14 protein-coding genes are annotated in these 21529 nt (G+C 54.5%); all 14 read right to left on the bottom strand.

Going from position 1 to position 21529, the window contains the following annotated elements; translation table 11 throughout:
* Positions 1 to 103: 103 nt before the first annotated feature.
* The 14 genes from NST04_RS15870 to leuC all read right to left on the bottom strand — a co-directional run bounded on the left by NST04_RS15870 (position 104) and on the right by leuC (position 21488).
* Complete coding sequence (locus NST04_RS15870) at positions 104 to 1126, bottom strand: substrate-binding domain-containing protein (protein ID WP_341185017.1); 1023 nt, start codon at positions 1124 to 1126, stop codon at positions 104 to 106.
* A complete protein-coding gene (locus NST04_RS15865; protein WP_341185016.1) occupies positions 1123 to 2949 on the bottom strand; it encodes a sensor histidine kinase in 1827 nt (608 codons plus the stop codon). Before NST04_RS15865 ends, NST04_RS15870 begins: the two co-directional genes overlap by 4 nt.
* Before the next feature lie 2 nt (positions 2950 to 2951).
* Positions 2952 to 4601, bottom strand: a complete 1650-nt coding sequence (locus tag NST04_RS15860; protein ID WP_341185015.1) for a response regulator — start codon at positions 4599 to 4601, stop codon at positions 2952 to 2954.
* Between the two features lie 486 nt (positions 4602 to 5087).
* Positions 5088 to 5552, bottom strand: a complete 465-nt coding sequence (locus NST04_RS15855; protein ID WP_209993071.1) for a GNAT family N-acetyltransferase — start codon at positions 5550 to 5552, stop codon at positions 5088 to 5090.
* On the bottom strand, positions 5542 to 6732 hold the full coding sequence (purT, locus tag NST04_RS15850; RefSeq protein WP_341185014.1) for a formate-dependent phosphoribosylglycinamide formyltransferase: 1191 nt from the start codon (positions 6730 to 6732) through the stop codon (positions 5542 to 5544). The genes NST04_RS15855 and purT overlap by 11 nt, the downstream gene beginning before the upstream one ends.
* Before the next feature lie 209 nt (positions 6733 to 6941).
* Positions 6942 to 10601: a dynamin family protein gene (locus NST04_RS15845; protein WP_341185013.1), complete on the bottom strand. Its 3660-nt coding sequence runs from the start codon at positions 10599 to 10601 to the stop codon at positions 6942 to 6944.
* Positions 10602 to 11230: 629 nt separating this feature from the next.
* Positions 11231 to 11497 (bottom strand): hypothetical protein, encoded by a 267-nt coding sequence (locus NST04_RS15840; protein WP_036697991.1) that lies wholly within the window; start codon positions 11495 to 11497, stop codon positions 11231 to 11233.
* Between the two features lie 2 nt (positions 11498 to 11499).
* Positions 11500 to 12207, bottom strand: coding sequence for an endonuclease III (gene nth, locus NST04_RS15835; protein ID WP_341185012.1), 708 nt, complete (start codon positions 12205 to 12207; stop codon positions 11500 to 11502).
* Between the two features lie 212 nt (positions 12208 to 12419).
* Positions 12420 to 15236, bottom strand: a complete 2817-nt coding sequence (locus tag NST04_RS15830; protein WP_341185011.1) for an S-layer homology domain-containing protein — start codon at positions 15234 to 15236, stop codon at positions 12420 to 12422.
* A gap of 22 nt (positions 15237 to 15258) precedes the next feature.
* Positions 15259 to 15918 (bottom strand): GerMN domain-containing protein, encoded by a 660-nt coding sequence (locus NST04_RS15825; RefSeq protein WP_341185010.1) that lies wholly within the window; start codon positions 15916 to 15918, stop codon positions 15259 to 15261.
* Between the two features lie 105 nt (positions 15919 to 16023).
* On the bottom strand, positions 16024 to 17463 hold the full coding sequence (locus NST04_RS15820; RefSeq protein ID WP_341185009.1) for an N-acetylmuramoyl-L-alanine amidase family protein: 1440 nt from the start codon (positions 17461 to 17463) through the stop codon (positions 16024 to 16026).
* Positions 17464 to 17662: 199 nt separating this feature from the next.
* On the bottom strand, positions 17663 to 19240 hold the full coding sequence (locus tag NST04_RS15815; protein ID WP_341185008.1) for an N-acetylmuramoyl-L-alanine amidase: 1578 nt from the start codon (positions 19238 to 19240) through the stop codon (positions 17663 to 17665).
* Between the two features lie 191 nt (positions 19241 to 19431).
* A complete protein-coding gene (leuD, locus tag NST04_RS15810) occupies positions 19432 to 20034 on the bottom strand; it encodes a 3-isopropylmalate dehydratase small subunit (RefSeq protein WP_076079215.1) in 603 nt (200 codons plus the stop codon).
* A 29-nt stretch (positions 20035 to 20063) separates the two neighbouring features.
* Complete coding sequence (gene leuC, locus NST04_RS15805) at positions 20064 to 21488, bottom strand: 3-isopropylmalate dehydratase large subunit (RefSeq protein ID WP_036727197.1); 1425 nt, start codon at positions 21486 to 21488, stop codon at positions 20064 to 20066.
* Between the last annotated feature and the right edge of the window lie 41 nt (positions 21489 to 21529).

Raw genomic sequence — 21529 nt, 5'->3', positions numbered from 1 at the left:
TCTTTATTTGGATGAACCCGGTGTGTCCCGGGTACATCCTTATTATGCCCTACGTGAAAACGGTTGCGAATATAAAATCCTACTCAGTTTCATGAAAATTCTGCTATCTTACAAACGGGAACAGCAGCTTCTGATTCTCCGGCCACAGCATATTCTCCAGATCGATAAGCTTGGTGCCGGTGTCCACGCGTTCGGGAATATCCATGCCTTCGAGTGCCTCCACCGCATATTTCACTGCCAGATACCCGTTGCTGAACGGATTCTGGATTACGGTCGCCTGCACAGTGCCATCCTGAAGCGATTCCATCATGGAGGGCGAGCTGTCAAAAGCAATCATTTTCACACTATCCCTCTTCAGGCCCTGAATCACCCTGGCCGCGCCCTGTGAAGCAATCTCATTCAGGGTGGCAATACCGCGGAGCTCGGGATACTTGTTCAGCATCTCCCGGGTCAGATTCTCGGCATCGGAGGTACTGGAGGAGGTGTAGGCAATCGGTACGACCTTAACGTTAGGGAAGCGGGCGGCGTAGTTCAGAAAACCCTTTTCCCGCTCATCGGCATCCCGTGCACCATAGTCGATACTGCCAGTCTTGCCGGAGTCCGGGGTAAGCGACGAATTGGTGAAGTTAATGATCCCGATCTCGCCGTAGCCCCCCAGCAGCTCAATCAGCCGCTCGGCGGACTTCTGTCCGGCCTCGTAGCCGTTTGAACCCACGTAAGCCCGAACCTTGGCCGAGCCGACCTCCGCATCGACTGAGATCACCGGAATCCTGGAGTATGCCGCCTGGTCCACAACCTGAGCCAGTCCCATATAGCTGCTGGCCGCGAGAATAATTACATCTGCCTTCTCCTTAATGGACTCCTCCACCATGACGACCTGTTCCTCAATATCACTCTCTGAAGCCGGCGCCTTAAAGGTCAGATTGACATTGAATTCTTTTGCCGCAGCCTCTGCTCCGAGCTTCAGGGTGTTCCAGTAATCCCCTTTGTTCATCTTGACAATCAGGTGGATATTCCGCGTCTTGCTGGTGTTGATGTAAGCTGGAGAGGCATTGAAGCAAGAGGAAACAGAGATCCACAGCACTCCGCACAGCAGCACGGTGAGCCATACACGCAGGCTTTTCACAGGTTCGTCTCCTCCTTCTGCTCATCCATAGCCTCTCCCGCCGGTAGGGCCGGGAACACAATCGTAACAACCGTCCCCTCTTCCAGCTCACTCTCAAAAGCAAGCCCGTACTCCCGCCCGTAATACAGGCCAATCCGTTCATGCACATTCCTGACGCCGACCCCTGATCCGCTGGTGCTTTTGACACTTCCGCTTAGAATGCCGTTCACCGTCTCCTTGGACATCCCAAGGCCGTTGTCGCTGACCCTGATGATAATTAGCCCGTCCTGAAGCCCGGCGGTGATCGAGATCAGCCCCTCGTCCGGCAGCATTTCGATCCCGTGATAGAGCGCATTCTCCACGATTGGCTGCAGAATCAGCTTGATGGTCTGGCACTCCAGGACCTCCTCCTGCGCAGTAATCTCATAGCGGAATTTATTCTTGAAGCGGAAGCTCTGAATCACCAGGTAATGGCGGATATGGTCCAGCTCTTCCTGGATGGTGATAATATTCTTGCCTTTGCTGAGGCTGATGCGGAAGAATCTCGAGAGCGACTGGATCATGGTGACGACTTCATCTGTTTTGCCGCGTTCGGCCAGCCGGATCACCGAATTCAGCGTATTGTACAGAAAATGCGGGTTGATCTGCGATTGCAGCACCTCAAGCTCGCCCTTGCGCTTCGTCTCCTGCTCATAAATGATCTGCTCCATCAGCTGGCGGATACGCTGGAGCATCATGTTGAAGCGCCTCGACAGCTGCTCTACCTCATAGGCTCCGCTGACATTAATAGGCGTATTCAGATCCCCCTCCGCCACCTGCTTCACGGTACGCTCCAGCTTGCGGATGGGGCTGGCAATCAGCCAGGACAGGAAGACCGACACCGCAATAACACAGACGAGCACAACACCAAGAAACCACGCCAGGAACTGATTGAGATCCCGCTTGGTGGTGACAATCTCATCGTAATAGGCCACCCCGACAATCTTCCAGCCGGTCTGCGCCAGCGTGCGTACGGTAATAAACCGCTTCTCCCCGGTTGATTCGTCCAGGTAGCTGCGGTAGGCGTATTCCAGCACCGGCTCCACATTCTCATACTTCAGCCCGGCGTAGATGAGCTGCTGCTGCGGGTGGTAGACGATATTGCCGAGCGGATCGAGGATGTAGGCGTAGCCTCTTTTGCCCAGCTTGACCTGCTTGCTGAGTTCGTCAATCGTTCTAAAGTTGAAGTCCAGCAGCAGTACACCGGTTCTCAGCTCCCCGTTCTCTCTGTACTGAATCAGCTTCGAGATGGAGACCACCCAGGTATACCTGCCCTTGAACAGATTCTGGATATGCGGGGCGGAATAGGAGATCTCCGAGGTACGCTTGGCTGTAGTGAACCAGCTCTGGCTCTCCAGCCCCGTGTTCATGCGCATCGTCTGCCCCGGCGTCCCAACCACATACTGCCCCTGCGGGGTAAAAACAGCCACAGACACCAGATCCTCGCGGCTGCTCATCAGTGTATCCATCCGTTCATAGAGCAGCGGGGAATCGATGGAGGGGGTAGAGGTAATCTGCTTCTCGGCCGTCGCAAAAATACTGCCCATCCCCTTCACGTACAGCTCCAGGTTATAGTTCACCTGTTCAATAATTTGCTGCATGTTGAGATTGGCATTCTCCTCCGCCGTGTTGGCGAACTTGCCGTACAGCATCACACTGACGATTACCGCCACCGCCGCAGTCACCGCCATGAACGTCAGCGTAATAATCAGCTGAATGCTCCGCAGCTTCGAGGACAGGCGCAGCCTGCCGCTCTTGCCAGGCCCCGGCCGCAGCGGGAAGAAATAACCCTTCGGCTTGTTCATGGCTATTCTCCCCGCGCGCTGTTCTTATACTCTTTGGGGGATTGTCCGTATTTCTTGCGGAAGCAGAAGCTGAAATAATTCGGGTCGGCAAAGCCGATCCGCTCGGCGATCTCGAACGCCTTCAGCTCGGTGGAACGCAGCAGCTCCTTCGCGGCCTCCAGACGGATTTGCAGCAGATAGCTGACGAAGGTCATCTTCATTTCTTTTTTGAAAATGCTGCTGAAATAGCCCGTGCTGATATGCAGATGCTGGCACACCCTGCCGATGGACATATCGGATTCTTCATAGTGGCTGCGGATATAATCCTTAGCCTGGTCGATGAGCTGCTTGTAGCTTGACTGGCGCCCCGATGCAATGGAATCCATCAGCCGGGTACATACGGTAATAATCCACTGCCGGGCTTCTTCCAGGTTGTTAAATTTGTTCATATCACTTAGCGAGGTCAGGCCGGGGCCGATAAAATCATTCGTTCCGCTCCCGGATTCCTTCGCCACCCGCAGAATGGAGGTGATGATCTCCAGCAGGAAGATCTGATAATCCTGCGCCGAGACCTGCTCCGTATCCAATCCCCGGAATAGCTCGTCCACGACTTCGCGCAGCTCCTGGACGGTGCCCAGCTTGATCGTGCGGATCAGCGACTGCTGAGTCAGCTCATCAAAGTCCAGCATCCGGCTGGAGCGGGACTCCACATCCTCAATCCAGATGACCCTGTTGTTGCCGAGGATCAGCCGGTAATCAAGCGCTTGCAGCGCATCCCCGAAGGAATGGAACAGCATGGACGGTGCCTTGCAGACGGTTCCGGCCCCGGCGGTTACCGTCAGCTTCAGGAAGCGCTGGACATTCTGGCAGATCTCTTCGAGAATGCCGAAGGTTCTGGCGGTGATGTCACTCTCCTCGGGGCTCTGGCTGACCGAGAGCAGCACAACATCATCCCGGTGGATGAATACCTTGCCGAAGCCATGCTTCTGGCAGATCTCCTCCGCGATATTCAGCACAGCATAGAGCTGGAGATTACGGTCCCCGGTATCCCGCAGGGATACGGGCCGCCCTTCCTGAAGTCCGGGGGAACGGTCCGGACGGATATAATCGATGCTGATCACCGAGGACTGGAACAATGCTCCGGTGAGGGGGATGCCGTACTCTGTGCTTTTCTCAGCGATCTCTGCGGAACGCAGACGGCGGGACACCAGGGTAGAGAGGAACTGCTCGCGCAGAAGCGGCAGGCTCTTGCGGTAATGCTCGCTCAGCACGAACACATTCTCCTTCTCGGCGATCTCGGTCTCGATCGTCGCGCGAACCTTAAGCAGAACATCAATCAGCTCCCGGGACGAGAAGGGCTTCAGGATATATTCATCAATCTGCAGCTTGATCGCCTTCTGGGCGTATTCGAATTCATCATAGCCGGTCAGAATGATAATCTTCGTATTCGGATGGCGGCTGCGTATCCATTCTGCGAGCTGCAACCCGTTCATAAAAGGCATCTGGATATCGGTAACGACCACATCCGGCAGCAGCCGGTCGATCGCATCCGCCGCCTCCCGCCCGTTCTCGGCCTGCTCAACGACCTCGAAGCCGTACTGCTCCCAGTCAATCTGGGCAATAATGCCTTCTCTTACATCTTCCTCGTCTTCGGCGAGTATTAATTTGTACATGCTTCATCCCTCTTCGGCATAGGATATGGAGGTTCACAGAACTATAATAGCTGATTCAAATGGTCCAATCTATGTTTAAATAGAAGGAGCAATTTACTCAAGACTAGAACTCAAAGCTTGGTCGTCGCTGCGGTGAACATTTGGCCCTCCGGCCGCTGCCCAATCAACAAGTGGATTTCGTACACTTAATCTGATTATTTTAACCAATTAGGCTATTTTAAGTGGATAAATGACATTTATTTCTGCGGATTTGCTCATAACGCTGGGGTTACCGACGAATAGATGTACTTTTTCCAACTGCTGTTCTAGATAGGGGGATTTCGGGCGAAATAGATGCTCTTTTCCCACTAAATTCCTGGGGCGACCTCGGGGAAAAGGCGGAGCGGGGAGCATTCCAGACCAGCAGTGGCGGGGTTGTCACGCTATCTCCAAAAAAAAACCATCCCGATTACGCCGGGATGGGGATGTTCGGTTACACGTATAGGATTATAGCAGGGCTTTATTGAAGCGGTAGCCTGTTGTCTTTTCAAAGCCGATATGGCGGTAAAACGCATGTGCAGGTGCACGTTCCACACGGTTGCCGCTCCGCAGGAACAGCTGGCAGCAGCCCTGATGGCGTGCCCATTCTTCCGCTGCAGCTACGAGTCTTTTGCCAAGGCCTTGTCCTCTAAGCTCCTCTGATACAATCAGCGCGGTAATCTCCGTAATACAATCGGCATGCTTGTAGTAGGACTTCACCTGCCGTAAACCGATCATTCCCACAACTTCGTTATTGAGCTCTGCGACCAGTGTGCAGTGGAACGGATCATGCTCCATGCCTTCCATTCTCTCTTTCATCACGCTAAGCGTTGTCGGATAGCCGAATTCACGCAAAAGGGCTGTCACTCTTTCCAGATCATTCATGCCGCATTTGCGAATTTGCAGTACCTGCTCCTGAGTACTACTGTTCATCCTTGTATACCTCCACTTGTAGCTTAGACGCAGCCTGCTTGGCCGTCATCCGCGCGATTTCAATATCTTCCGCTGAACTGAGTGTTACTGCCATCCGCCGTCCTGGGCGGATCTCCGGCTTGCCGAATACCCGGACCTGCGTGCGGGGAAGGGCCAGCGCCTCTTCAATCCCAGTCACCGCAAAAGCTTGTCCGGCTCCATCCGTCTTCAGGGTGGCCGAAGCTCCCGGTGTCAACAAACGTACCGCTTCCAGCGGAAATCCAAGAATGGCTCTGACATGCAGAGCAAATTCCGACAAGTCCTGCGTAATCATTGTAACCATACCTGTGTCATGCGGCCGGGGGGAAACTTCACTGAACAGAACCCCATCCGCGGTGAGAAACAGCTCCACACCAAAAATTCCATAACCGCCAAGCTGATCGGTAACCTTCCGTGCGATAGCCTCAGCCTCTTCCAGCTGCGCCCCGCTCATCTGATGCGGCTGCCAGGACTCTACATAATCGCCATCCTGCTGAATGTGGCCGATCGGCGGACAAAACACGGTTCCGCTAACCGAACGGACGGTAAGCAGTGTAATCTCGCTCTCAAAGGTAACAAAAGCCTCCACGATGACGCGTGTCCCCTTCGCACGTGCGCCTTCAAGCGCCGTATTCCAGCAGCCTTCCGCATCCTCTGGTGTTCTGCACACGCTCTGGCCTTTGCCTGATGAGCTCATGATCGGCTTAATCACACAAGGCGTTCCCAGCTCTGACACGGCCTGGCGAAGTTCATCCAGGCTGTCAGCGAACCGGTAGGCCGCTGTAGGCAGGCCCAGCTCTTCTGCCGCCAGACGGCGGATGCCTTCGCGGTCCATGGTCAGCCGAGCAGCACGGGCGGTAGGAACAACGAGGAATCCTTCTTCCTCCAGCTCCACCAGCGCCCCTGTAGCAATGGCTTCAATCTCCGGTACAATCAAATCCGGCTTCTCAGTACGGATAAGCTGCTTGAGTGCCTCTGCATCCAGCATGTCCAGTACATAAGAGCGGTGGGCCACGCCCATCGCGGGTGCCGCTTCATAACGATCCACAGCTACGGTCTCTACGCCAAGGCGCTGAGCTTCGATAATGACTTCCTTACCCAGTTCACCGCTGCCGAGCAGCAGCAGCTTTTTACTCCGGGCTGATAAAGGAGCTCCCCACATTGTCGACTCCAACCTCTTTTCGCAAATTTGTCTGCTGACTTCTCTGTTTCTGTAAAATGTCGCAGTTTGATTGTAAATTTTCAGTCTTCTTTATTTTCATCCATCATCCACCAGATTGCAAGTGTTCTTCGACATTTTCCTACAAACTTCACAGATGGCTGTTCAACAGACAAGTGAAAACGGTTTTATCACGTGAACCCTATAAAAACTTATATTTCGGCGAAAGCCTGCTCCTGGAGCCGTAATTCTTGGGCGATCCGGCCCCAATGCTCCGCACCATCACCCCCTTTCAGCAGCGCTGACATGGCTGCCTCCTGTTCGGACAGGCCTTCACGCAGCTGGTCTGCGGCCTGGGATAAGGCCGCTGCCGCTGCATCGGTGTAGAATGTCAACAGAGAGTCCTCTTGTCCTTGCGCTGCCGCAGCCACCGCTTCTTTGAACCACGGCTCGGCAGCCGCGCGGATCTCTGCCCGGCCCGGTCCCTCGAAGAAGTGGCGCGGAGATTTGAAGCGGCTCCACAGTCCAGCCCAGTCCAGCGGAGCCAGAACGCAGTTCAGCTTCGCAGGTGCGGGCCAGCGCTCATCCGGATTCTCCAGCAGCTGAAGCTCCTGATCCGGGATGGACAGCTCGGCAGCAGCCGCTGTGGCCGCCTGGGTCACGAATCTGCGCCCTGCCGACTCCAGCCGCAGGGTCGTTGCCCACAGCTCCTGCTCCAGTTCACGCAGAAGACTGCGCTCCAGCTCCCGCCCGCAGGCGATGAAGATGTCCTTCAGGTTCCCTCCGTCTTCCCGGAGAATGGATGGATGGAAGGACTCCTGGAAGGAACGCCCGAACGAAAAGGCAATCCGCTGCCGGACATGATAGAGAAGCTCTGCACCTTCACGGCGCAGGTCCCGGAGCGGCCGGTCTTCCTGCGCAAGCGCAGCCAGCCGCAGATTCGCCGCTTCCCGGCGCTGCCGGAACTGCTTCATTCCTTCCGCCTGCTGGTCCGCCTCCATCAGCGCAAGGCGTTGCCATTCTTCGGCGCGCCCGCGCACCGAGCTTAGGCTGTCCTTGGCTGCTGCCAAAGACAGTCCCGGCAGTTCATCACCGGCGAAGGCGGAGAGTGCGGCTTCAAAGCTGCCGAACCCGGAGGCCTCGTAAGCCTCCCCCGCTCCGCTTGTCTTGCCCTCCAGCGCAAGCAGGCTGGACACGCTGTAGATCCGCGGCGAGGTCAGGCCTCCGGCCCGTAGATTTTGCGCCACATGCTGCTTCACCTCTTCAAGCTCGGTCTCGTCCGCTGCGAGGTCTGCGGCGTTGATGATGAAGAACATTTTGTCGAGTGCGAAGCTGTCTTTGATTCTCCCCAGCTGGGCAAGCAGGCTGCGGTCAGCCTTGGAGAAGGCGTGGTTATAGTAGGTCACGAAGCAGATGGCATCGGCGTTCTTCATGTAGCCGAAGGTTACACCGGTGTGACGGGCATGTAAGGAATCCGCACCTGGCGTGTCCACCAATACGATGCCGCTACGTGTCAGCGGACTGTCATAATACAGATCCGTGCTCTGCACAAAGCAGGCGCGCTTCTCGTCAGCGACCAGGCTGCGGTATTCCGCCAGGCTGACGGTCCGCTCTGTTCCGAGCAGCGGACGGGATTCCTCCCATCCGGCGGCAGCTGCCCGCAGGAAGCCGGCATGCGGCAGCGCGGACGGATGGAGCCCTCCGGTCTGCAGCCGGGACACGGCTGCGGTCCACGAGTCGTGCTGCGGCGGCGTCAGCTGCAGCACGCTGAAGGAATGGAGGATGTCCTCCCAGACCTCCTCCGCCCGCTTCATGGTGATGGCTGCCGTCCCGTGGGCGAAGCCGCCCTCCGGCGCCAGAATCCGCCCGACGGCCGCCGTGGCCGGATGCGGCGACACGGGCAGCACCTCTTCGCCCAGCAGGGCGTTGGCGAAGGAGGATTTGCCGGCGCTGAACGCTCCGAACAGCGCCATCGTGAAGCGGCCGCCGGCGAGGTCCTCCGCCCGCGCCGCCAGGCTGCGCGCCGCCGAGGCCATGGCCGGCTCGCTCCGCAGCACCCCGGCCGCCGCGTGCAGCGCCGCTGCGGCCTGCGTCAGCCGGCGGCGCCCGCCCGCCGGCTGTGCCGTGCCCGCCGCCCAAGCCGGGGCGGCGCTAGGGCTTGCCGCCGCTGCCACGCGCGGCGGCGGTTCCGGCTGGCGGCGCTTGGCGCGCCAGCCGCCAGGGCGGCACCCCGGCAGCGCGCCGGGGGTGAGGGTGCGGCGCGGCGGCAGCAGCGCCGCCAGGTCGTCCGCGCGGGCGGCAGCCGCGCGGTCCAGGGCGGCCAGCGCGGCGAGCGCCTGCGCCTGCCGCTGCAGGGCCGCCCGGCGGCGCGTAAGCTCCGCGCGCCGCTCCTCCACCAGCGGCGGCAGCTGCGCCAGCAGCGGCTCGCCGAAGGCCAGGACCGCGCGGCGGAACTGCGCCTTAATCTCTGCCGCAAGCGTGCGGCAGAAATTAAGCAACGCCTCGCCCGAAGCCCCGGTTCCCGGCTTCACCTGATCCGCCAGCCACTGCTGGCTCACCGCCGGGAAGGCCTGCTTCAGCAGCGGCTCCGCCTCCTCCTGCCACAGCTCCAGGCCTTCCGCCCATTCGCGCACGAGCTGGAGAGTGTGCCACTCCAGCTGGGCAGTGATCTCTCTCTGCTGAAGACCGTGCCAGTGCTGCAGCCGCGCTCCTTGCTCCTTCTCCCGCTTCGCAGCGGTGAAGAGCAGGCCGCGCCGGAAGCCCGGCTGGAGACTCTCGATGTACGCTCCAGCCGCATCCCGCAGATCGGCCGGCATCAGATTCGTGTTGCCGAGCAGAGCGTCCAGCCTGCTGCGAAGATCCGTCCGCGCCTCTTCTGGCAACTCCTCCAGCGATGCTTCCTCCTGCATCGTTGCCCGGATCTGTGCTTCCACAGCTTCCGCCGCTGCACCGCCAGTCTCTTCCAGCAGCGCAGCCCGCTCCTCCTCCTGCTGCTCACGATAATCGGCCAGGACAGCATCTGCAGTATGATGGATGGAACGGGACAAGCTGTATTCGAGCAACTCCTGCCGCTGCTCCAGCAGACCGGAGATCAATGCCAGCAGATCCTTCCACTGATTCAGCGGATGTCCCTCCACCTTAAGCGAAGTGAACAACAGTCCCGCAGAATGAATTCCCCATTCCCGGAAAGCGCTTTCCACTTGCTGCCGGTATTCCTCCAGCGGAATTTCCTGTTCTCTGTGCTTGTCGATCTGATTGATGATCAGGTAGAGCGGCTTACCCCAGTCGCTAAGGCTTTTGGCAAACGCCAGATTATTCTCCGACTGCACATGATTGTAATCCATCACATAGAACACGGCATCAGCCAGATGCAAAGCCGAGCGTGTCGCCGCCTGATGGCCCTCATCTGTCGAATCTACGCCGGGCGTATCCATCAGCACCCCGTGATCCCTCAGCACCGGGACATCCTCCCACACTTCTATCGCTGAATATTCTGTCCCCTGGCGGCAGTAATCCTGAAGCCGGTCAGGCGTAGTCTTGATCACCCCGGTATTTCCTCCGGAGCTTCCATCCACCGGATGCAGCAGCACCTGCGGTGCTCCGCTACGGATCGATACAATATTCGCACTGGTTGGAACCGGACCCGATGGCAGTACGGCCTTACCGCAAAGCTTGTTTATCATGCTTGACTTCCCTGCCGAGAAATGTCCGCAGAATGCCAGCGTCAGCTCATCTGCCTGCTCCTTGACCCTTAGATCAGCCACGATCTGCGCACTCTTCTGTTCTCCCCATTGCTTCAACCGTTCCTCCAGCAGCCTAAGCGCTGATGACCCCGCTGTAACCTGCTCCACTCTTTCCCGTTCTGCTCCCACAACATCCCGCCTCCGCTGCAATCTATAGCTTCTTTCATTATTATTACATTTGTATGATTTATCTCACTGCAAGAATAGAATAATTATATTTTATCATCAGATCGTCACAAATCAAATATCCACATTTACAAAATCAGCTATAAACCTTCACGAAAAACAAGATTTCGCAGATGCCATTCCAGCCTCGCCCGCAAACCCTGCTTCGATGGGTTCGGAACAACATCATCCTAACGGATGAATAAAATTAACTTCGCGCGAACACCATGTATGCTGTTTTTCACATACATTTGCTCTGCCCACCCCGTAGTTGCACAATGTACACTGTTATTCACATACATTTGCCCCGCTCACCCCCGTAGTTGTACAATATATGTTATTTTCCACATACATTCGGCACACACGCCCGCACATCAGTAAATGTATGCTGTTTTCCACATACATTTGGTCATAAGCCGCTGTACCAGCCAATTATATTCGCTTTTAAGCATACCTTCAGCCTTCAATCATATTCAGCATCAAAGTCATTCTACGAATCAATTAAAGAATGTTTCCTATTCAACAAAAAAAGAGGCTGCCCCGTCAGCCACTTCATGGCTATGGGACAACCTCTCTAATGAACTCCAATCAAATTAAGCTGTTTCCAGCACTGGAAGCAGGATTTCAAAGACTTTGCCGTGCTGCAGAATGGTCAGGCCACGGGATTTGTCTTTCATTACGACAACCTCTGGCTTCGCGGACATACGCTCCAGATAGAACTCAGGCACATCGCCGGAATGGCTGATGGTGATACCTTCCACTTCCTGCTCTTCGTTCTCTTCCATCGGGCTGTCCACTACGCGGTCAAAAATATCGGAAAATGCTTCAAAATTATCGGTATATACAGAAATGCACTTCATCTCTATCCCATCCTCTTCTTCTCTAATTCTTGTTTAGCTTTCGTATGATCCTTAGCTTTCCTGATTACAGCAGTTTTCATACGTTTTTTGCCCTCCCGGCATACATCCAGCAGCGGGCAGATCTGGCATGCGGGATTCTGAGCCTTACAGTGATATCGCCCGAAAAAGATCAGCCGGTGGTGCGTCAGCGTCCATTCATCACGCGGCACCGCCTTCATCAGCTTCTTCTCCACTTCCAGCACGGAATCTTTCCAGCCCGCAAGCGCGAGCCGTTTGGCTACCCGTTCCACATGAGTATCCACGGCAATCGCCGGCACTCCGAACGCATTCGATACGACCACATTCGCAGTCTTGCGTCCGACACCTGGCAGAGTTACCAGCAAATCATGGGCCTGCGGCACTTCACCCCCGTACTGCTCAATCAGGATGGTGCAGAGGTTCTGAATATGCTTGGCCTTGTTGCGGAATAGACCAATCCGCCGGATATCCATCTCCAGCTCTTCCAGCGGTACTGAGATATAGTCGATCGGAGCCTTGTATTTCTGAAACAGGTCCTCGGTCACCTTGTTCACTGTTGCATCCGTACATTGGGCTGAGAGCAGCACGGCTACGGTAAGCTCAAAAGCGTTGCTGTGATTCAGCTCACAATGTGCATCAGGGAACATGCCTCCGATAGTGTCCAGGATGTGGCGGACCTCTGCAGCTTTCATAGCGTCCCCTCCACGGAGCAGGTATAACTGCAAGTTCTCTTACAGCATATCTTCTCAATTCTTACGAAATATAAGCAAAGATACATTATATCGTATACTTTCGTAGCGTTCAAGCGAACACCGTGCTGCCCTTATATTTCAAAAAAAACGCCTTGATCCAAGGCAAACCCAAGGATCAAGACGGTGTTTCACACGGAAAATCACCAAAACGATTATTGTTTCACAATTTCTACAACCTTGCCGTTGTTGAAATACATTATAATATTATCATTTTCTTTGAGAGATTGCACGGGTAAAGTCGTGTCACCTTGATGAATATATACATTTGGGGCAAGCCCAAACGTATTATTCTCATTCAGCGTGGCGCGTTTGGTGTAAATTTCATTCGTTGCGCTCTCATAACGGGCGAAGGTCCGGTTCAACTGACTGAACACGGAGATGATCACTACACCAGCCGCATCCTTACGCACCAATACCCGGTCTGCTGTGGTAAGTCCGCTCAGAGCGTTCGTTGCAACACCGTCCCGGAGGATTCTTACTCCGCTGCCCGCAGTATAAGGCTGGGAGGCTCCCGTATAATCCTTCACGGTGAACGTACCTGCTGCGGCATCCACTGCCGTTACCTGTCCGGCAACCTGTTTCACCGACTGCAGCGCCAGCGGTGTGGAACCGTCAAAGCTGAGATTCACGAAATCTCCGGCTTTCAGCTCAGTCAGGGCGATCTTCTGGCCTGCTTCGTTGGTAAGCGGTACATTCGCCAGGTTCAGCTCGCTGCTGTTGCTGCCACCCTCAAGCTTCACGGTCATTTTGTTAGTACCCGCATTAATGGTAGCAATCTCGAACTGGGACGACCCGTTCACCCGCAGCACAGAGATGAGCTCCTGATTGCTGGCAAGCACTGCCGTTACCGGCACATTGAGCGGAACATCGGTGATGACTGCCCCGCTTTTGCCAAACATTTCAATGGCCTGCGGATAAGACATCGTCAGCAATTGTCCGTTACCCAGCTTGAACACAATCGTCCTGGCCGAAGTATTGATTGCCGTCAGGGTGCCGGAATATTTGGTTGTCAAATCAACAGACATTGCACGCTCATTAATGGAGGTCACATCAATCTTGCGGTTCTCAACCAGTCTGGACCCCATGGTGGTCAGCGAAGTGGTAATCAGCCCGCCGTACGACATCTTTGTTTTCTCATCCATTTTGACCACATGAGCCTTGCCGTTATTGTCCGTGAAGGTCAGGTACTGGGTCTTAGCGTTATAATCCACAACGGTAGCAGCCGCGTACTGTTCGATCTGACGGCTCAGCACCTCAATCTTGGTCACCTGGTCATTGCTGTTCAGCGTAAGCTGCACATTGTCTCCGCCTGTTTTGTCAGCAATCAGGTCAGCCATCACCGGACTTACAGCGTTCGGAATCACAATGGCCGGATTAGCAGCAAGCAGATTGACCTCACGGGTGCCATCACTCTTCTGATAGACAATCGTTGAATCTGTCAACTCATAGATGAAGCCCTTCATTATGCGCTCCACTCCTGAGGTCACTTCCACGGAACGGATCGTATTATCCTTGATGGTATAAGAGACAGCAGCACCGGCTTTCAGCTCCGCGGGCTGAATAATAGAATTCTGGGAGCTGAACAGCGTGGTCCCTTCTTCCCATTTGAACGTTTCTACTGTGCCGTCGGCGTTCTTGAACGTAATGCTCTTGGCAGCAGTGTCAACGCTTTGAACCGTGCCTTTAGCCGTCTTGTTCACAATACCGGAGGTGACCTGCACCTTCACAACCTTGCGGGAACCCGTGAAAGTTTCACGCAGCAGCGTAAGCTTGCTGCCGGCAGTGATCGAAGCAGGCTGAATAACCGCACCGTTCACATCCAAGAAGGCTGTGCCCGAATCGTAAGGATACTGATCGTATCCATTCGCGGAATCGACCCAGATGATACCCGGTGTATGCTTGGTGAACACACCCTCCGCCTGCTCAACCTGAACTGCCGGATCTGTCAGCTCTACATAAGCTGCGCTATAGGTAGCTCCAATGACAGTCACCTTCGTATAAGGCTGGATCTCGTTCATAGAAATGCGATTCTCGGATGTACTGGTGTAGTAGGCGGTATTGGCATTCAGAGTGAACTCCAGCGTGCTGCCGTTAGTGTACAATCCCAGCTTGCCATCCTTAAGAGAACTGATTGTTCCTTTGAACGTATTGTCATACTCCAGGTTATTATGCGCTTCAGCACGGCTGAAGAAGGTAGCGAGCTGCGCACGGGTCACAGCGCCTTGCGGATCGAAGCGGTTGCCGGTTAGCCCGTTCGCCAGTCCCAGTTCCACCGCTGTGTTAATGTAGCCGCGTTTGTTGGCAGACACTTTGGCGTCATCGGCAAAGCCTGTCGGCCGGCTTGCGGCCGCAGAAGCTGATGCACTCTGGCCAAGCGCACGGATCAGCAGCTCCGCGACCCATTCACGGCTGGCCTTGCGCTCGCCCCACGAGCTTTTAAGATTATCTGCAGCCATCTCAGTGGTCTTGTCCAGCAGACCTTGCTGGAAGGCTAAGATTACATATGGCTTGTAATAGTTCGTAACCGCAAAATCATTAGGCAGCGCAACTTCGGTACTGGTGTTCACATTCCCCTGCAGCTTCATGAAGCGCAGTGCCATCAGCACCGCTTCCTGCTGGGTCACAGAATCGCCAGGACGGAACAGGCCGTTATTGCCGACCACAATCCCCTGAGTTGCCAGCTTATAGATATGCTTTTCGGCCCAGAAGCCCGTCTTGACATCACTGAAGATCCCTGAACCAGTTACAGCCGTCTGCGGAGCTCCAGCAGCAGCGGTTGCTCCGGTTGAAGCGTTGTCGGCAAAGGCAGCCCCTGCCCCGCCAAGCACCATCGCACCGGCCAGAACGGCAGAGACCGCTTTTACAGAATAAGATTGAACCGTACGCTTTAATCGTTTTGGACCGGACAATTCGATATTCCCCTCTCTATGGCATATCTGGATTTCTATGTTGTTAATTTCGTTAGCCATCCGGCTTATTCCTGCCTAATGCCTATAATCCGTTGTTCTCGCGGGTGATGGGATGCACAAGATCCACATGCCCCATCAAGCTCTCCACCTGTTCTCCGTCTACCAGCACATCGATATTCTTCACTTCATCGAACTGGAAGAACATCTGTGACAATGCGCCGATCGCCAGAGCCTCGCCGCCTGCGCCAAGCTGCGCCTCATCCGGCTTATGAATATCCATCACAATCTGTCCATTGGAGAATTCCAGTGATTTCAGTTCAATCTTGTTCCACAGCGGAATCTGCTCAGCATTATCGCTCTTCTGAAGTGTTTTGAAGGCTTCCGTATATTTCTCCTTGGCATCCTTGAAGGTGATTGAGACTTCAGCCGGAACCAAGTCGTTCTGTTGCAGGTCTGTATAATACGTCTTGATCTTAAGACTCTGCTTCTCAGGCACTGCCGGTGCCTCCGTAGCCGCCGGAGTTACAGTTGCTGTAGGCTCAGGCGTGCTTGTAGCTGCCGGTGTGGCAGTGGGAGTAGCGGGAGTGTCATTCCCGGCATTGTTTCCTTCAGCGCCGCTGGATACCGAGGTTGAATCCTGACCGGACGCATTGCCCGGTGCTGCAGTAGGTTTATCTCCGCAGCCCGAAATTACGAGAAGCAGCATCGCAGCGATCCCTGCATATGTTAATTTCTTGTTCATTTGATTAACCCCCTCAGATGAATATGGGCAGGAGGGACCGCAAAGTCCTTTTGACCGCAATATAGGGTCTTCATCCGACTCTGCGGCCCCTGCTGCCGCCCGTTGTTATTGAATCCCGAGATACTCTTTAATTCCGCTGACCATTGATGCGGCTACATTGTTCTGCAGTGCTTCAGTGAACAGCAGAGCCTCGTCCTTTTTATTGCTGAGATAGCCAACCTCAAGCAGCACCGCAGGCATCTTCGTTTCGCGTATCACATGGAAGTTGCCGTAACGTACTCCCCTGTCGCTAAGTCCGGTAGCCTGCACAAGATACTTATGCATCACATTGGCCAGAGCCTTGCTGGCGTCCCGCTGATAGTAGGTCTCCGTTCCGCTAGAAGCCGCTGATCCGCTGCTGTTGGCATGGACGGATATGAATAAATCTGCGCCGAGATTATTGGCAATTGCCGCCCTTTCCTTCAATTCAAGGAAAGTATCATCGCTGCGCGTCAGCACCACATCAATCTTGTTCTCCTGTCTCAGCAGAGCAGCCGCCTTCAGAATTACGGCCAGGTTAAAGTTCTTCTCGTACTTTCCGGTAATGCCTACAGCCCCTGAATCCTTCGCACCATGTCCGGCATCGAGCACAACCAGCTTGCGCCCGCTGTTCCCGGGCTGCGTTGAAGTGTCGCCTGAAGCCGGTGCGTTCAAATCAATGACAATGAGCTTTGAGGAATCTCCCGACACCTCTACGCTATAATTTTTGGGGGTATTAAGATCAATTACAAATCGGACTGTATAAGGATTAGTGCTATACAGCGAATAGCGGATACCGGAGACATCCGGATAATCCGTAACTGTCAGGCTCCCGTTCAGGTCAGGGTCAAGGATTTGTCCTGTTCCGAAAATGTCCGAGAACGTGGCATTCGGCAGATCAACGATGATTCGGTCCGGTCCGCTGATCTTGGAGACCTTCGGCTCCGCATTGCCGTCTATGGCAATCGAGAACCTGTTCTCATTGAAGCTGATGCCGTTGATCATGCTCAGGCTGCTTGAGGGTTCTCCCGGCGGCACTACAACCGTTCCTCCGTCCCCATTGCTTTGTCCCGGGTCAATGTTAGGCTCGGGAATGGACGGGGTAATAAGATCTACAATCTTCTTCGTGTTATCCCATTTGACCGTAAGTCCGAACTGCTCACCAATGAACCGGATCGGTACGAGCGTCGTGCCGTTCCGCAGGAGAGGGGCCGTAGTCAAGACCGCTGTCTTGCCGTCAACGGAAGCTGCCGTCTGACCTACGATCAGTTGAATGGCCTTTCCCTGCTGTTCAATCTTGATGGTCTTGCTTGTCTGATTCCAATCCACCTTGTATCCAAGGTTCTCAGCAATCATTCTTAGCGGCACCATGATGGAGTTATTTACATTTTCCACCGGAACGTCTTGTCCTGCATTCAGTTCCTGGCCATCCAGGAAGATCTTGTTCTGGCCAGCAGCGGCTTGTCCATGCCCCGGCAGCACCACAACAAAGAGCAGCAGCAACAGCATAAAAGCAAATTTCTTCATTGTTCACCTCTAAGACTCTAGTATTCCGCCCCCAATCGAGCGTTCTTGATGGCATGCCAACTGACAACCTTCGACATAGTGTAGACGTTCGTAGAACTTAAAAGTTGCGAATAAATCCCAACTAACGTGGAAATGTCTGTGTATTCCCTATTACTAAAAGGTATGTAGTGCTGTTACAGACAACTCCGCTTATCCAGCGTTACAAGCCAAGATATTCCTTAATTCCTGCTACAATCTCCCGCGCGAGGTTATCCTGCATCTGTTCGCTGTACAAGGTTGCTTCATCTACCGGATTGGTCAGATACCCCGCCTCCAGCAAAATAGCAGGCATCCGGGTCTCCCGGGTCACATGCAGGCTCTTAGAGCGGACTCCGTTGTCTTTGAGGCCGGTTCCCGCTACCAGATGCTTTTGCATAATCTCGGCAAGCGGCAGGCTCTCACTGCGGCTGTAGTACGTCTCACTGCCATTCACTTTGCTCCGGTTCGGATAGGATACGTCGAGTGAATTGGCATGAAGGGATACGAACAACGTAGCGTTCGCTGCTTGGGCAATCTTCACACGATCCTGGAGACCCAAAGTAATATCCGATGTACGGGTGTAGATGACATCAGCCCAGCCTTCCTGCGTCAGAATAGCTCCGGCTTTCAGGATGACCGCGAGATTGAAGGTCTTTTCCAGTTTGCCGGTAAGACTGACCGCACCCGATTGCTTGCCCCCGTGTCCGGCATCCAGCGCAATAACCGGTCTTCCGGTGAATCCCGGATTCACAGGTGCCCCCGTATCACTGCCTGTTACATTCAGATCGATTGTGACTAGCCCTGTACTCTCATCCGTACTTACTTGATAATTCTGGTAGCCCGTAGTCTGGATTACGAACCTGACCGTCGGGGGATTCGTACTGAACAACGCATAACGTATTTCAGTTACCAGCGGGTAGCCGCTCACGTCCAGCTTGCCCTGGGGACTTCCTCCCGTGGATACGCCAGGGAAGCTCCCGCTGAAATCAGGAGCAAATGCCGCTCCGGCAAAATCCACTACAATCCGGTCGGGTCCGGTAACTCTTGTAACCGTAGCCTTGGCTCCTCCGGCAGCGGCTACAATCAGCCGGTTCTCGCTGAATACCGCCCCTTTCACCACCGGTGATGTAGCTGGCGGAGTCGGAGTAACTATAACACTTCCGTCCAATTCCTCGAGAATCTCTGTGCCGCTCTGGGGCGGAGTGGTCGGTGCAGGAGACTCAACAGCCACTGGAGCGGCTCCGGTTGACACGGAGGGAGCTGCGGTGGCTGACGGCAGCGGATCTGAAGTGGCAGGGGCCGTCTCTGTTACCCCTCCGCTCAAATACACCGTCTTATCCGTATTGTCCCAGCCGACGCTAAGACCGAACTGCTCGCTGACAAAGCGGACAGGCACCAGTACCGTGCCGCCGTTCTGCTTGGGTGCAGCATTAAGTGTCAGGTTAACACCATCAGCTTGAGCGGTGGTGCTGCCGACTGCAAGCTGTACAGACTTGCCGTCCTGCTGGAGAGTTACCTTGCGGCTGCTTTGTTCCCACAGCACTTTGAAGCCCAGATTCTCCACCACTACACGGATCGGAATCATAACGCTTCCATTCACATTCTCGAGGATTACCCCCTTGGGCAATGCAAGCTCCTTGCTGTCCATCACGATCTTACCGGGGTTTGTTCCGGCTGCCGCAGCTTTGTGGCCGGCGAATGACAGGAGGAGCAGTGGCAGCAGCAGTAGAAGCAACACCCGTTGTCCGGCTTTCTTCATCCTTTCCTCTCCTTTGGTCCATTGATAGATTTGCAGATAAGATTAAGACGACATGAATCCCCAAAAGTTGCCTTCACAGGCAATAATATCTCGATTATAGCAAAAAAACTTCTATTTCCGACACCCGGAAATAGAAGTTTTGTGTAAATACTAAGAATAAATATGCTTCAGCCGTTTACTTATCTTAGCTCTTAGGCAAAAAGCTTAGCTGCATGACGCTCTTCGTATGCGGCAATCTCATCAGCATGCTGAAGTGTCAGGCCGATATCATCCAGCCCCTGCAGCAGAAACTGGCGGCGGTGCTCATCCAGCTCAAAGGTGATGGCAAGGCCATACTCATCACTCAGCTTGTTGTTCTCCAGATCCACTGTAAGTGTGTAGCCCTCATGCTCTGCCGTACGGCTGAACAGATCATCTACCTGAGCTTCCGAGAGCTTAATCGGCAGAATGCCGTTCTTGAAGCAGTTGTTATAGAAGATGTCAGCATAGGATGGTGCGATGACCACTCTGAACCCGTAATCCATGATGGCCCAGGGCGCATGCTCCCGGGAGGAGCCGCAGCCGAAATTCGCGCGGGAGATTAGCACTGAGGCTCCCTCATAACGCGGTTTGTTCATTTCGAATGCCGGATTGTCATTCCCTGCTTCATCAAAACGCCATTCGTAGAAAAGAAATTGACCAAAGCCTGTGCGCTCGATCCGTTTCAGAAACTGCTTAGGGATAATCGCATCCGTATCTACATTAACCCGGTCTACCGGGGCTACAATTCCTGTTAACTTCTTGAATTCTTCCATTGCTGTATCCTCCTGCTCTCTCAATTATTCTATGAGTTGACGGCTTCCGTCTTGTAGTTCCAGTCACGCACATCCGTGAAGCGTCCCTTGATGGCTGCCGCAGCCGCCATGGCAGGGGAGACCAGATGCGTGCGTCCGCCGCGTCCCTGGCGTCCTTCGAAGTTACGGTTGGAAGTAGAGGCGCAGCGCTGTCCCGGCTGCAGAACATCCGGATTCATCGCCAGGCACATACTGCAGCCGGCTTCACGCCATTCAAAGCCTGCTTCGGTGAACACTTTGTCCAGACCTTCCTTCTCGGCCTGCATCTTCACGCGCCCGGAGCCAGGCACAACAATAGCTGTAACTTTGTCAGATACCTTATAACCCTTGGCTACTTCAGCCGCGGCCCGCAGATCCTCAATCCGGCCGTTGGTGCAGGAGCCGATGAAGACATAATCAATTCCAATCTCGGAGATCGGTGTACCTGGAGCCAGATCCATATATTCAAGCGCCTTCTCGGCTGCTTTGCGTTCATTCTCGGTAGTGAAATCAGCAGGGTTAGGTACGGTGGAGTTGATATCCGTTCCCATACCAGGGCTAGTTCCCCAGGTAACCTGCGGGATAAGTGTCTCTACATCGAATTCGACCACAGTATCGTACTGGGCACCTTCATCACTAACAAGGCCCTTCCAGGTCTCAACAGCGGCATCATACGCTTCACCCTGCGGCACATATTGACGTCCGCGCAGATAGTTGAAGGTGGTCTCGTCCGGTGCGATCAGGCCTGCTCTTGCTCCGCCTTCAATCGACATATTGCAGACGGTCATGCGCTCTTCCATCGACAGTTCACGGATAGCCTCACCGGTATATTCGATAACATAGCCAGTTGCAAAGTCCGTTCCGTATTTGGCAATTACACCGAGAATCATATCCTTGGCGGTCACTCCCGGATTACGTTTGCCGGTGAAGCGCACTTCCATGGTCTTGGCCTTGGACTGCTGCAGACACTGGGTGGCAAGCACATGCTCAACTTCGCTGGTGCCGATCCCGAAGGCCAGCGCACCGAAGGCTCCGTGAGTGGAGGTATGGCTGTCCCCGCAGACAATTGTCTTGCCGGGATGGGTCAGGCCAATCTCAGGACCCATGACGTGAACAACACCTTGGTCAATATCATTCAGGTCAAACAATCTCACGCCGAAATCACGGCAGTTCTGCGAAAGTGTATCAATCTGCTGCTTGGAGATCGGATCGGTAATATTGTAACGGTCCTTGGTAGGCACGTTATGATCCATTGTCGCAAAGGTAAGTCCCGGACGGCGGACCTTGCGGCCGCTCAGGCGCAGTCCTTCAAACGCCTGCGGGGAAGTCACTTCATGAACCAGATGAAGATCGATATAAATAATGCTCGGCTTGCCTTCTTCCTGATGAATAACGTGATTGTCCCAAATCTTCTCAAACATTGTCTTGTTGCCCATGAATTTCACCTCATAATAGTAGAATCGTTCCTAATGAAGAG

Source organism: Paenibacillus sp. FSL H7-0756 (genome assembly GCF_038006765.1).
Taxonomy (GTDB): Bacteria; Bacillota; Bacilli; order Paenibacillales; family Paenibacillaceae; genus Paenibacillus_AQ.
Note: the sequence above shows the minus strand (reverse complement) of the source record. Positions and strands in the feature narration are given on the sequence as shown.